The organism is Arthrobacter globiformis, assembly GCF_030817195.1.
Taxonomy (GTDB): Bacteria; Actinomycetota; Actinomycetes; order Actinomycetales; family Micrococcaceae; genus Arthrobacter; species Arthrobacter globiformis_D.
Genome location: NZ_JAUSYZ010000001.1, coordinates 256,849 through 269,679, shown reverse-complemented (window position 1 = coordinate 269,679; position 12,831 = coordinate 256,849). Strand labels below are relative to the sequence as shown.

The window sequence follows — 12,831 nt, the reverse complement described above, 5'->3', positions numbered from 1 at the left end:
CACTCATGCAACGAAGCATCGCGCCAATCTCCCTCGCCGCGGCAGCGGCCATTTTCCTCGCGGGCTGCAGCGGACCCGCCCCCTCAAGCACGGCAGAGCCGTCGGGCAGCACGTCCGCATCGAGCGACCCAGTGCCCTCCAGCGCTGCGCCTGAAACAAGTTCGACGCCGGAACCATCCTCCGCGTCCGCCGCACCGACGGCAGCGGCGAAGACCTACACGAACGAGGACCTCACCGCGATCGTCACAGGACTCAAGGACGCGCAGGGACGGGCCCTGACTGTGGTTCCCGCCGCCCAGGTGGACCAGGGGCTCATCGTCGCCCGGGAACTGCTCAAGAACGCCGTCATCACGCCGAAGGCCTGTGGGGTGCTCGCAGACAACAACACCCAGGTTCCCGAAGGCAGCACCTACGCCGCGGGAGCAAGCCTGGCGGCGGCAGCGAAGACGGCAACGATCGTGACGGTTTTCGCGGTCAAGGACCCCGCCGTCATGACAACCCAGTTCGACAAGAGCGAGGCAGCCGTCCGTGACTGCTCGACGTATACGTTCGAATTGAAGGGGCAGAAAATCAGGAGTGCAATGAAGCCGGTCGACGTCGCGGTCGAGGCTGACAAGTCGGTGAGCGCCCTGCAAACCCAGACCCTCCCCACCGGCAAGCAGCAAGCCGTCCTCACCGTTACGGGTGTTAAGGGCACACTGGCGGTCACCGTGGTGAAAACCGGAGCCGCCGGGGCCGTCACCGCAAGTGCGGCGCCGGAACTCGCCAAGCTCGTCAACGCCGCGCTGGCCGCCGGGTAACAGGCACTAAAACAAGAAAAACCCCGAAAACAAGAAAGAACCCCGGGAAATCATTGATTTCCCGGGGTTCTGATGCGTGCGCGAGGGGGGATTTGAACCCCCACGCCCTTTCGGACACTGGCACCTGAAGCCAGCGCGTCTGCCGTTCCGCCACTCGCGCGCAACTTCTTCCACTTGGCCCTACCGGAACCGGTTTGCGACCTTGTGAAAGCAGCGAGATCAAGCATAACGGACACTCGCCGCAAATTCCTAATCGGGGCGTCGCGGCTACTTTGCGGCGCGGTTTTCCGGGCGCGGACACGGATGACAGGATCCCCGAGGCCGCGGCCGAGGGGCGGTTCCGGCCTGTGACTGCGCCCACATTAGCCGGGGGAAGGTGAACGAATCGGCTTCCCGGCGCGTTGTGGATTAAGGTCTTTCGCAGACGTGGCAAGTAGTATCGGATACATAGGGGCCCGCTTCCGGCGGGCACGGTGTTTTGTTGTGACTGCGTTGCCAGAATGACTTCCACGGGACGTGCTGTCCCTCAGCAGCAAGGAAAGGAGAAGACCATGGGTTTGCTGGACAAGGTCGAGCGCGGCATTGAAAAGGCCGTCCGCGGCGTCTTCTCCACCGGCTCCAAAGCCCAGGTTGAGCCCGTGGAAATCGCGAGCCGCCTCCGCCGCGAAGTGGACCATAAGGCCATCACGATCGCTGCCGGCCGCACCCTGGTACCCAACGTCTTCGATGTCCTCCTGAGCGACGAGGATTTCCAGCGCGCCCAGGAATGGGGAACGCCGCTTGCCGAGGAACTCTGCGACGTCGTGATCAACCACGTCCGCAGCCAGGGGTACATCCTCCAGGGACCAGTCCGCATTTCATTCCGCCGGGACGAATCCCACCGGGCCGGCGACTTCGAGATCACCTCAAAGACCGAAAAGTCCTCCGGTCCGGCGCCGGCCGCCCCGCGGGCAAACGTGCCGGCAGCGCCCAGCCGCCAGCCAGTCCGGCTGCAGCCTGTCCTGGACATCGACGGACAGCGGTATTCACTCAATGCGCCCTCAGTCGTCCTGGGCCGTTCATCAGAGGCTGACATCCTGGTGGACGACACCGGAGTCTCCCGCCGGCATCTGGAAATCCAGACCCACGGCGGAACCACCACCGCCGTCGACCTGGGTTCCACCAACGGCAGCTACGTCAACGGACACAAAGTGGCCGGCAGCACGGAGCTCACCGACGGCTCCACCATCACGATGGGACGGACCAAAATCATCTTCCGCCTCCTGCCCGCCAACAATGGCGGCCGCCCATGAGCGAACTGACCATCACGGCCCTGCGCTTCGGTTTCCTGCTTCTTCTCTGGGTCCTCATCTTCAGCATCGTCTCGGCCATGCGGCGTGACCTCATGATCGGCCGCAAGGCCGCCACGGGGGCACCCACGGCACGGCAGGTGCGGAAGAATCCCGAACTCGCCGAACCGGCTCCCGCGCCAGCCAAGCAGCAGGCCCGCCAACTGGTGGTCACCGAAGGCCCGCTCAAGGGCCGCACGGTCCCCCTGGCTGCCAGTCCCATCCTGCTGGGGCGCGCACAGGAGGCCACGCTGGTACTCGAAGATGACTATGCTTCCGGCAGGCACGCCCGGCTCTTTCCACAGGGCAGCCGCTGGTTCATCGAGGACCTCGGCTCCACCAACGGCACCTATCTGGCCGACCAGCAGCTCACCAGGGCCCTGCCCGTGGACCTTGGTGTACCCGTGAGAATCGGCAAGACGGTCATTGAATTGAGGCCGTAGCCATGGCCGCTCCAGACATGCCCGCGGGCGAGGTGCCAGCCTCGCCTCGGCCCCTCATCCTGCGCTACGCGGCACGCTCTGACGTTGGCCGCATCCGCGCGAAAAACGACGACTCCGCCTACGTTGGCCGGCACCTGGCCATCGTAGCGGACGGCATGGGTGGCCATGCCGGCGGCGATGTTGCTTCCGCCGCCACCGTCCTGGACATGATCCACCTGGACACCGACGACTACGACGACGACGACGCCGGCACAGTGCTGGCCGATGAAATCCAGACCGCAAACTCGCTGCTTTCGGAGCTCGTCCACATCAATCCCAAGCTGGCGGGCATGGGCACCACTGTGACCGCCCTGCTGCTGGCCGGGGGCAAGCTGCATTTCGCCCACATTGGCGATTCCCGCGCCTACCGCCTGCGCGACGGCGAGTTCGAACAGATCAGCATTGACCACACGTTCGTTCAGCGCCTCATCGACGAGGGCCGGCTGCGCCCCGAAGAAGCGGAAACCCATCCCCACAAGAACGTCTTGATGCGCGTCCTCGGTGACGTCGATGCCAGCCCCGAACTGGACCTCGCCACCATCGATGTGCAGCCCGGAGAGCGCTGGCTGCTCTGCTCCGACGGTCTGAACTACGTGGCCGGCCACGTCGTAGAGCGCACCGTTCGGGAAACGCCGGATCTCCGCGAATGCGTCGAAACACTCGTTGACCTCACCCTGGAGGCAGGCGCGCCGGACAACGTCACCATTGTCATGGTGGAAATCGTGGAGGAAACGCCCGACGACGTCAGTACCGCCGCCGTCGACATCGTCCCTGACGCCGGACAACCGGAAGCGATTACCGGAACGAAGGCTGCTGCCTCGGCTGTCGCTCCCGACGCTCCTGCCGGCGAGCCCGCCGCCGGGGCACCGGGTGCTGTGCCGGGTGCCGCGCCAACAGCTTCGGGACCGGCAGAATCGGCGCCGGGCTCCACGTCTCCTCCCACCCCGCCGGCCGCGGCACCCGCGTCCGCCGGCTCCCCGCCCGACCGGACAGCCGGGACCGAGGCGGCAGGAGAAGGTGCCGGCAAGCCGGCCAACGAGCCGGCGACCAGCACCGATCCCCATCTGGGCGAACATCTTTCCGCGGAAGTGCTGCGCGAGGAACTTTCCTCCCGGCCGCACATCCTCGTCGGCGCAGCCGTTGCTGCGGCCGAAACCGGTTCCATCCCCACCATTGCCGGCCGCACAGTCGCGCGCCGCGCGGCCACGGTCCTGACCCACAAGTCGGACCAGGCCCGCGAGGAAGCAGAGGAATTCACGACGGCGGGGCGTCCGCGACGCTGGCTCACCCTGGGAATCGCGGGTGCGGCACTCCTGGTCCTCGCCGTCGGTCTCTGGCTCGGTTACGCCTGGACCCAGACGCGCTACTACATCGGCGAGTTCGACCAGCGGGTGGCAATCTTCAATGGGGTATCCCAGCGCCTCGGTCCCATCCAACTGTCCACGCTGGAAGCGGTCACCGACATCAAGATGAACTCGCTGCCCCAGTTCTCGCAGCAGCGGGTCCGCCAGACAGTCCCTGCACGGGATCTCTACGATGCCCAGCGGATCGTCAAGAACCTTGAGCGCACCGGAAGCACGGCGCCTTCGGATGAGTGCCTGACTCCATCGCCGACGGCATCAGCTTCGGCCAAGGCCAAGGCGACAGCCACGGCCAAGGCCTCTGCCACCCCGAAGCCAACGGCCACGGCGTCTCCGAAGGCGACCTCAACCGTCAAACCGACGGCATCACCGACCGCAACATCCGGAGCCTCGGCCGTACCCACCCCAACCGCAACCTGTGAGGGGGGCCAATGAGCCACGCCGACACCATGCCCAAACCCCGCCGCAACGTGGAACTGCTGTTGCTCGTGCTCGCCCTGTCGGTCAGCATCGGCGCCAACGCACTGATCAGCATCGATGAACAGACGTCACTGGACACGGACTTCTGGTTCCAGTCCAGCCTGCTCGCCGTGGCATCCCTCGTGTTCCACGTGGTTCTCCGGCTCCGCGCCAAATATGCCGATCCGGTAATGCTTCCGCTGGTAGTGGCCCTCAATGGCCTCGGCCTGGCGATGATCCACCGCCTCGATGCCCCGGGCGACGACACCGGCAACAATCAGCTCCGCTGGACGGTCATCGCCATGGCCGTGGCCATCGCCGTGATCTGGTTCCTCAAGGACCACCGCGTCCTGCGCCGCTTCACGTACATTTCCCTTGCCGTCAGCGCCCTGCTCCTGATCCTTCCGCTGGTCCCCGGCATCTCCGCCGGCGAAATCCTCGGCGCCCGGGTCTGGATCCGGCTCGGTCCGATGACGTTCCAGCCGGGCGAGGTCGCCAAAATTACCCTCGCCATATTCTTTGCCGGGTATCTGTCCTCGAACCGCGACCTGATCATGCTGGCTGGCCGCAAGATCGGCCCCATGCAGTTCCCGCGCTTCAAGGACATGGGACCCATGATCACCGCCTGGCTCGTGAGCATCGGCGTGCTCATCTTCCAGCGCGACCTCGGATCGTCCGTGCTGTTCTTCGGCCTGTTCATCGTGATGATCTACGTGGCCACCAGCCGCATCAGCTGGGTGGTCATCGGCCTCACCCTGATCCTCGGCGGCGGCTTCGTGGCGTCCAAGGTCTTCTCGCACGTTGCGCTGCGCATCGACAGCTGGCTCAATGCCTTCACAGAGGAAGTCTTCGGGCGTTCACCCGGCGGCAGCGGCCAGATCGTGGAAGGCCTCTTCGGCATGGCCAGCGGCGGACTCGTGGGCACCGGCCTCGGACAGGGCCGGCCCAACCTGGTCCCGTTCGCCAACAGCGACATGATCATCGCCTCCTTCGGCGAGGAGCTGGGCCTGATCGGCCTCTTCGCCATCGTGATGATGTACCTGCTGCTCTTCACCCGCGGTTTCCGTGCGGCCCTCGGCACCCGCGACGCCTTCGGCAAACTCCTGGCCTGCGGCCTGTCCTTCGCGGTGGCGCTGCAGTGCTTCGTGGTGATCGGCGGCGTCACGCGGCTGATCCCGCTGACCGGCCTCACCACGCCGTTCCTGGCCGCGGGTGGCTCCTCCCTGCTGGCCAACTGGATCATCGTGGGCCTGCTGCTGATGATCTCGCACACGGCCCGCGGCCCGGTGGACACGTCACCGATGCAGCCCGGCCGGACGCCGGAGGCCCAGAAGCCGGCGCCCGCGGCAGCAGGCCGGCAGGACCGGAACGCCACCCAGACCCTCCCAGACGCTCCCACCGAGGCGGTGAAACACCTGTGAACCAGGCCATTCGACATTCATGGATCGCCGCGATCGCCATGTTCGCCCTGATTTTCGGTGCGATCAGCTACGTCCAGGTGGTGGGCGCGGACGAGCTCAAGGCCAACGCGTGGAACAGGCGGGCCATCCTGCAGAACTACTGCAATGACCGCGGTGCGATCCTCGTGGGCGGCTCTGCCATCGCCGAATCCGTGCCGGGCAATGAATCCTGCAAGTTCCAGCGCAAGTACAACCAGCCCGAGCTGTATGCCGGGCTGACCGGATACTTCTCGCGGAGCTACGGGGTTACCGGCCTCGAAGGCGCCATGGATGCCCAGCTGGCCGGAAGTTCGGACCAGCTGTTCTTTGACCGGATCGGGCAGCTTTTCCTGGGCAACCAGCCCAAGGGTGCGTCCGTCGAGCTGACCATTGACCCCACGATCCAGAAACTGGCGTACGACCTCATCCCGGACGGCCAGCGGGGGTCGATCGTGGTGACCGATCCCAAGACGGGCAACATCCTGGCCATGGTCAGCAAGCCGTCCTATGATCCCAACTCCATCGCCACGCAGGACGTCGCCAAGGAACAGGCTGCGTACAACGAGGCCATCAAGATCCCGGGCGTCAACCTGAATCCCTCGGTCAGCGGCCCCACGGGCGCCCTGTTGGCGCCGGGCTCGGTGTTCAAGCTGGTGGACACGGCAGCAGCCCTGAACTCCGGCAAGTACAACGCCGACAGCGTGCTGCCCAACCCGGCCCAGATGAGCTTCCCGGGGATCCAGTACCAGCTGCCCAACTACGCCGGCGGCAACTGCTACACCCGGAACACGGCCAGCTTCGCGTTCGCCCTGCAGCAGTCCTGCAACACGCCCTTCGCCAGTATTGCCCGCGACCTCGGGGAAAATGCGATAGCCCAGCAGGCCAGCAAGTTCGGCTTCGGCCAGGAGCTGGGCGACCAGCTCAAGCTGGACTACGCCAAGAGCGTTTTCCCGTCGGATCTCGACGCGGCCGGACTGGCGCAATCCGCCATCGGCCAGCGCGACGTCCGTGCGACGCCGCTCCAGATCGCACTGATGACCTCGGCCATTGCCAACGGCGGAGTGCAGATGGCTCCGAACCTCATCAAGGCAGTCCGTTCCCCGGACCTGAGGGTTATCGATGAACCGAAGCCGGTGGCTTTGCGGACCTCGACGACGCCGGAAATCGCCGGACAGATCACCGATTGGATGACCAGTGTGGTCAGCGAGGGCATCGGCTCGGGCGCTGCCGTTCCCGGTGTCCAGGTCGCCGGCAAGACCGGCACCGCCGAGCTCGGGGACGGCCTGAACAACTCTTGGTTTACGGGGTTCGCCCCGGCCAACGATCCGCAAGTGTCCGTCACCGTTGTCATGCAGGGCGTGGACATCACCACCGGAGCACAGCTAACCAGTCCGAACGCAAAGAAGATTTTTGAGGCGGTGTTGAATAAGTGAGGCCTACATCGGGAATCACCCTCGGCGGCAGATTCCAGTTGACCACGCGTATTGCGATCGGCGGCATGGGTGAAGTCTGGAAGGCCAAGGACCAAATCCTGGGCCGGATCGTGGCCATCAAGGTACTCAAAGAGGAGTACACGGGCGACCCCGGCTTCCTCCAGCGGTTCCGCGCCGAAGCCCGCCACACCGCCCTCCTCAACCACGTCGGCATCGCCAACGTCTTCGACTACGGCGAGGAGGAAGGTTCCGCCTACCTGGTGATGGAGCTGGTCCCCGGCCAGCCGCTGAGCAGCATTATCGAGCACGAGCAGGTTCTCTCACCGGACCGCACGCTGTCCATCATGGCCCAAACGGCGCGGGCCCTGTCCGTGGCCCACGCACAGGGACTGGTGCACCGTGACATCAAGCCCGGAAACCTGCTGATCATGCCTGACGGGCGGGTCAAGGTCACCGACTTCGGCATCGCGCGCCTGGCGGACCAGGTGCCGCTGACCCAGACCGGCCAGGTCATGGGCACCGCCCAGTACCTCGCCCCCGAACAGGCCACCGGCCAGACCGCCACCGGTGCCTCGGACATCTACTCGCTCGGCGTGATCGGCTACGAGTGCCTCACCGGGCACCGTCCGTTCTCCGGCGAATCCCAGATCGCCATCGCCCTGGCCCAGGTCAACGACGCGCCGCCGCCCCTGCCGGAGTCGCTGCCCAAGCCGGTCCGTGCGCTCCTGATGTCCATGCTGGCCAAGGATCCGAAGAACCGCCCGGCCAACGCCATCAAGCTGTCCGAGGCCGCGGAGGCGATCCGCAACGGTGACATCTCCGCAGCCCACGCCGCCGTCCCGGGCATGCTCCTGTACGAAGGCGGCACCGGCGCCATGACGGCCCCGGTGAATATCGCCACGGCACCAACCGGCGTGATCGGTTCGGAGACGAGCTCGACGACGGCAACCTCCGCCTTGCCTGTGCTGGGCGCAGCGGCTGCGGGTGCTGCTGCCGGCGGGGCGGCAGCAGCCGCCGCCGGAGACCCGGATGCCGCCCCCACGCGGGCGGGGAGCACGCTGTCGCGTGCCGATGCCCTGGCGGCCGAGCGCACTTGGGACCAGGAACCGGATCAGTACGACGACGAACCCGAGGATGAGCCCGAGCGGCGGAAACGCAGCCCGTGGACGTGGCCGCTGATCGCCCTGATCCTGCTGGTGCTGTTCGCCGTCGCCGGTATCCTCCTGAGCCAGGCGGGCTTCCTGTTCCCGGGCCAGGGCCCTGCCGCGACCACGTCAAGCACACCGAGCCGCAGCGTGAGCACCAGTTCCACGCCCACGCCGACCCCGACCTCTGCGACGCCGACCCCGACCCCCACACCGACTCCTACCACGGCCGAGGCCATCAACCTGATTCCGGACGCATACCTCGGCAAGCAGTACAGCGAGGTCCGCGCCGAGCTGATCGCGCTTGGCCTCCAGGTGGACGGCAAGGAAGTGTTCGACCCTGCCACTCCCGGCACGGTTACGGACCTGAACCCGACAGGCCCGGTGCAGGCGGGTCGCACCATCACGGTCACCTATTCCAAGGGACCGAAACAGATCAGAGTCCCGGACATCAGCACGGGCAGCAGCGAGGCCGAAGTCCAGTCAGCAATCGAGAAGGCCGGTCTGCGCTGGCAAAAGGGCGCCGACGAGGCCGGCGAACCCGGTCAGGACGCCGGAACGTTTGTCCGCTCCGAGCCCGAAAGCGGCCAAGAGGTCGCCGCCGGGTCGGTCGTGACCTATCACCTGTCCCAGGCGCTGATTCCCACGCCATCGGTCACGCCGTCAGCCACGCCAACGCCAAGCGGCTCGCCGACCGGACCATAAGCCGTGACCACGCCACGAACTCCGTCCCACCGGGAAGACAACATCCCGGTGACAAGTCAGCGCGTCCTCAGCGGACGCTACGAACTTGGCGAAGTCATCGGCCGCGGGGGCATGGCCGACGTCCACCGTGGCCTGGATACCCGCCTGGGCCGGACGGTCGCGATCAAGCTGCTCCGCCCCGACCTGGCCCGGGACCCCCAGTTGCAGGCCAGGTTCAAGCGCGAGGCCCAGGCTGTCGCAGCCCTGAACCATCCGTCGATCGTAGCCATCTACGACACGGGCGAGCACGCAGTACCGGGCGACGCGCACGACCAGGTCCGTGTTCCCTACATCGTCATGGAGTTCGTGGCCGGCAAGACCCTCCGGGACCTGATCAGGGCCAGTGACATCACCATCGACCAGGCGGTGGAGTACACGTTGGGTGTCCTGTCTGCACTGGAATACAGCCACAAGGCCGGAATCGTGCACCGGGACATCAAGCCGGCGAACGTGATGTACTGCGAGAACTCGGACATGGTCAAGGTCATGGACTTCGGCATTGCCCGCGCGGTTGCCGATTCCTCCGCGACGATGACCCAGACGCAGGCCGTGGTGGGCACCGCCCAGTACCTCTCGCCGGAGCAGGCTCGCGGCGAGGCCGTGGATGCCCGCAGCGACCTGTACTCGGCAGGCTGCCTGCTGTACGAAACGCTGACCGGCCGCCCGCCATTCGTGGGTGAAAGCCCCGTATCTGTGGCGTACCAGCATGTCCGCGAGAAGCCCGAACCGCCCAGCAGTTTCAATCCGGACATCTCCGAGGCGCTGGACAGCGTGCTGGAAAAGGCGCTGCAGAAGAACCGTGCCGACCGTTTCCAGGACGCCGCGGCTTTCCGCCGTGCGCTGCGGGCGGCGAAGAACGGGATCGCTGTTCCGGCGTTGTCGCCCAGCGAAGCGCCGACGGACCCGAATGACATTCCTGAGCCGCACCGCATGCCACCCACGGAAGCGTTTTCCATGACCGGGGCCAGCTTCCTCGACGACGCTCCCGCTGGCCGCCTACGCCGCACGTGGGGCACTGACGATGATGAATCCGTGCTGCCGGCCGAAGCCGCTGCGGTCTACGTGACGGCCGAGCACGATGAACTTCCGCTGGGGCTTCCCCGCGAACGGGAGCGGTCTGGCTTACAGAAGTCCCGCCGTCGGGCCTGGATCACGACCTTTGTGATCTTTACCCTCCTGGTGCTGGCCGGCGGCGGCCTGTGGTTCTACAACTTCCTCAACCAGCCGCCGGCCGAACCGGCGCGCGTCGCCATTCCCTCGGTGGAGAAGCTTTCCGAATCCGAGGCGCTGCAGACGCTCTACGACGCCAAGCTGCGGCCACAGATCAAGCGGGTGCAGCACGACTCGATCGCCAAGGGCACCGCCATTGGCACCGCGCCGCCCGCGGGATCCTCGCTGGAACCGAACTCGGAAGTGGTCCTGAACATCTCGTCGGGCCCCAGTGCCGTCAAGATCCCGGAGACGCTGCCGGGACGGACGGAGGCGGCAGCCCGCGACATCCTGCGGCAGGCGGGCCTGGTGGGCGCGCCGTCCACCACCATGGCCAACAGCGCCACTGTTCCGGCGGGCCTGGTGATCACCACCAAGCCGGCGCCCGGCCAGCAGGTGGCGGTGGGCAGCACCGTCGAGATCCTGGTGTCCACGGGCAAGGTGTCCATGCCGGAGCTTCGTGGCATGACCCGTGCCGAGGCCGAGGCTGCGCTCAAGGAACTCGGCCTGGTTGCCGTCATCCACGAGGTCGAGAACTCCCAGGTCCAGCCCGGAAAGGTGACCGGCCAGAGCGATCCGCTGAACTCGCTGGTGGAACAGGGCAAGACCATCACCGTGACGGTGGCCACGGCCCCGGCCCCTCCTCCGGCGCCCACACCCACCCCGACGCCGACGCCGAGCCCCACCAAGGGCAAATAGAGCCCGCTGCCCCCCGGCTAGTGCTGGCCCCGGCTAGTGCTGGATCAGGGGGCTGAGCTTGGCTGCCCGTTCGGCCGCACCCTTCATGCCCAGCGACTCAAGCCAGTTGCCCAGCATCTGGTAGCCGCCTTCGGTCAGCACGGACTCGGGGTGGAACTGCACGCCGCACAGCGGCGCGGTGCGGTGCTGCAGCCCCATGATGACGCCGCTGGCGGTTTCCGCCGTCACCTCGAGGATTTCCGGAATCGTGTCGCGGACAGCGGCCAGGGAGTGGTAGCGCGTGGCCGTCACGGGGGAGGGCAGGCCGGCAAAAACGCTGGTCCCGTCATGCTGGACCAGGGAGGTCTTGCCGTGCATGAGCTCCGGGGCGTGGGTCACCGTTCCGCCGTACGCCTCAGCCAGGGCCTGGTGCCCAAGGCAGACGCCGAACATCGGCTTCGTCTTCTCGCCGCACCAGCGGATCAGCTCAATGCAGACCCCCGCTTCGGACGGCGAGCCCGGGCCGGGCGAGATGAGTATGCCGTCGCGCGTTTCCGCCATTTCGATCGCTTCGGCGAGGGTCACATCATCGTTGCGGACCACTGTTGTCTCGGCGCCCAACTCCTGGAGGTAGCCCACCAGGGTGTAGACGAAGCTGTCGTAGTTGTCCACGACGAGAATCTTTGCTGTGCTCATGGGTTTTTTGGCGCACCAATCGTTGAGTCGGTGAATTGGGTGAACTGGGACATCCAGGGGAAAAGGAACTCGACCATCAGGAACAAGGCACCGGCAACCAGCACCAGCGACATGAGGACGCGCAGCCAGAGCGGACCGGGGAGATGGCGGAATATCCAGCCGTACATGCCTAGCCTTCCCCTCGTGCGCGTGCCACCTGGGCCGCGATCTCATCGGGTGGCCCCGCCGAGGCCGGCTGCCAGTGGTCCAGCACCGAGTACGCGATAATCCGTTCCTCGGAGCCGAAGCGGGGATTGCAGCTGGTCATGGTGAGAAGTCTTTCGGTGGGACGCACTCCGGGCTGGTTGGGCACCGGCAGGAGGACATCGGCTTCGGTCGGCAGAACGATGCGGTTGTTGCGGAAGACGTAGACGTAGTAGCCGTCCCGCGTCTGGACGTAGATCTTGTCCCCGGGGACCAGCGTGTGGATATTGTCCAGCACGGCGCCGTGCGTCTGCCGGTGGCCCGCCACGGCGAAGTTGCCCACGGCCCCGGGCATGGAGGTGTTGCCGTAGTGGCCGAGTCCCAAGGTGTCCAGGACATCCCCGCTGGTGCCTTCGACGATGGGCCGGGTGTAGTTTTCACCGAACCGGGGGATGTACATGATCCCGATGGTGCCGCCGTGCCCGGGAGCCTCTCCAACAACGGGCCCTCCATAATCCTTAGGGCCGGCAACGGCCCCGCCGCCTGTCGCAGTGGGCGTGGGCCCGGGGGTCACGGGTCCGCCCAGATCCCGGGCAAAGTCCTTGACCGCGGCGCTTTGCTTCGCATCGGATTCCACGTTGGTCCACCAGAGCTGCCACGCGACAAACAGGAGCAGCACTATGCCGGCGGTGATGAGCAGCTCGCCGAACACCTGGACGGCTTTGCGCAGGATTACGACGCCGGTCGCCGGCTTGGCGGTGGCCGTCACCTTCTCCTGCACTACCACGCGATCTCCTCCAGGGCGGTTGGGGGGCACCGGCGCGGACTGAACTACAGCTAGAATTGGCTGCTAGTAAGACTTCAGACCTGACCA

General features: G+C 66.2%; 11 protein-coding genes and 1 tRNA gene. 8 read left to right on the top strand and 4 right to left on the bottom strand.

What is annotated here, in order from left to right:
• Window positions 1–5: 5 nt before the first annotated feature.
• Window positions 6–800, top strand: a complete 795-nt coding sequence (locus QF036_RS01275; RefSeq protein WP_307098494.1) for a hypothetical protein — start codon at window positions 6–8, stop codon at window positions 798–800.
• Window positions 801–877: 77 nt separating this feature from the next.
• Here QF036_RS01275 and QF036_RS01270 read toward each other — a convergent pair.
• Window positions 878–960, bottom strand: a tRNA-Leu gene (locus tag QF036_RS01270).
• A 391-nt stretch (window positions 961–1,351) separates the two neighbouring features.
• Between QF036_RS01270 and QF036_RS01265 the strand changes: the two genes are divergently transcribed.
• Genes QF036_RS01265 through pknB form a run of 7 tightly spaced genes read left to right on the top strand, consistent with a single transcriptional unit; the run spans window position 1,352 to window position 11,099 of the window.
• Complete coding sequence (locus QF036_RS01265) at window positions 1,352–2,092, top strand: FhaA domain-containing protein (RefSeq protein WP_307098492.1); 741 nt, start codon at window positions 1,352–1,354, stop codon at window positions 2,090–2,092.
• The gene (locus tag QF036_RS01260; RefSeq protein ID WP_003800263.1) at window positions 2,089–2,571 is read left to right on the top strand and encodes an FHA domain-containing protein FhaB/FipA; all 483 of its coding nucleotides are present in this window, start codon (window positions 2,089–2,091) and stop codon (window positions 2,569–2,571) included. The genes QF036_RS01265 and QF036_RS01260 overlap by 4 nt, the downstream gene beginning before the upstream one ends.
• Window positions 2,572–2,573: 2 nt before the next feature.
• Window positions 2,574–4,406 (top strand): PP2C family protein-serine/threonine phosphatase, encoded by a 1,833-nt coding sequence (locus QF036_RS01255; RefSeq protein WP_307098490.1) that lies wholly within the window; start codon window positions 2,574–2,576, stop codon window positions 4,404–4,406.
• The gene (locus tag QF036_RS01250) at window positions 4,403–5,851 is read left to right on the top strand and encodes an FtsW/RodA/SpoVE family cell cycle protein (RefSeq protein WP_307098488.1); all 1,449 of its coding nucleotides are present in this window, start codon (window positions 4,403–4,405) and stop codon (window positions 5,849–5,851) included. Before QF036_RS01255 ends, QF036_RS01250 begins: the two co-directional genes overlap by 4 nt.
• Entirely contained in the window at window positions 5,848–7,302 is a 1,455-nt protein-coding gene (locus tag QF036_RS01245; protein ID WP_307098486.1) for a peptidoglycan D,D-transpeptidase FtsI family protein, read from the top strand. Before QF036_RS01250 ends, QF036_RS01245 begins: the two co-directional genes overlap by 4 nt.
• A complete protein-coding gene (locus tag QF036_RS01240; protein WP_307098484.1) occupies window positions 7,299–9,152 on the top strand; it encodes a protein kinase domain-containing protein in 1,854 nt (617 codons plus the stop codon). The genes QF036_RS01245 and QF036_RS01240 overlap by 4 nt, the downstream gene beginning before the upstream one ends.
• A gap of 3 nt (window positions 9,153–9,155) precedes the next feature.
• Window positions 9,156–11,099 carry a Stk1 family PASTA domain-containing Ser/Thr kinase gene (gene pknB / locus QF036_RS01235; RefSeq protein ID WP_307098482.1) on the top strand — a complete coding sequence of 648 codons (1,944 nt, stop codon included), beginning with the start codon at window positions 9,156–9,158 and terminating at the stop codon, window positions 11,097–11,099.
• Between the two features lie 33 nt (window positions 11,100–11,132).
• On the opposite strand, the gene QF036_RS01230 is transcribed toward pknB, so the two are convergent.
• From QF036_RS01230 to QF036_RS01220, 3 genes are read right to left on the bottom strand one after another with little or no spacing between them, the layout of a single operon-like run.
• On the bottom strand, window positions 11,133–11,774 hold the full coding sequence (locus QF036_RS01230; RefSeq protein ID WP_307098480.1) for an aminodeoxychorismate/anthranilate synthase component II: 642 nt from the start codon (window positions 11,772–11,774) through the stop codon (window positions 11,133–11,135).
• Window positions 11,771–11,941 (bottom strand): hypothetical protein, encoded by a 171-nt coding sequence (locus tag QF036_RS01225; protein ID WP_307098477.1) that lies wholly within the window; start codon window positions 11,939–11,941, stop codon window positions 11,771–11,773. The genes QF036_RS01230 and QF036_RS01225 overlap by 4 nt, the downstream gene beginning before the upstream one ends.
• A 2-nt stretch (window positions 11,942–11,943) precedes the next feature.
• Window positions 11,944–12,744, bottom strand: coding sequence for a class E sortase (locus QF036_RS01220; RefSeq protein ID WP_307098475.1), 801 nt, complete (start codon window positions 12,742–12,744; stop codon window positions 11,944–11,946).
• Window positions 12,745–12,831 lie beyond the last annotated feature (87 nt).

What these genes read in the sequence shown, in the direction of transcription:
- QF036_RS01265 (WP_307098492.1), top strand. Translation starts at nt 1,352, where the DNA reads ATGGGTTTGCTGGACAAGGTCGAGCGCGGCATTGAAAAGGCCGTCCGC.
- QF036_RS01260 (WP_003800263.1), top strand. Translation starts at nt 2,089, where the DNA reads ATGAGCGAACTGACCATCACGGCCCTGCGCTTCGGTTTCCTGCTTCTT.
- QF036_RS01275 (WP_307098494.1), top strand. Translation starts at nt 6, where the DNA reads ATGCAACGAAGCATCGCGCCAATCTCCCTCGCCGCGGCAGCGGCCATT.
- QF036_RS01250 (WP_307098488.1), top strand. Translation starts at nt 4,403, where the DNA reads ATGAGCCACGCCGACACCATGCCCAAACCCCGCCGCAACGTGGAACTG.
- QF036_RS01225 (WP_307098477.1), bottom strand. Translation starts at nt 11,941, where the DNA reads ATGTACGGCTGGATATTCCGCCATCTCCCCGGTCCGCTCTGGCTGCGC.
- QF036_RS01255 (WP_307098490.1), top strand. Translation starts at nt 2,574, where the DNA reads ATGGCCGCTCCAGACATGCCCGCGGGCGAGGTGCCAGCCTCGCCTCGG.
- QF036_RS01230 (WP_307098480.1), bottom strand. Translation starts at nt 11,774, where the DNA reads ATGAGCACAGCAAAGATTCTCGTCGTGGACAACTACGACAGCTTCGTC.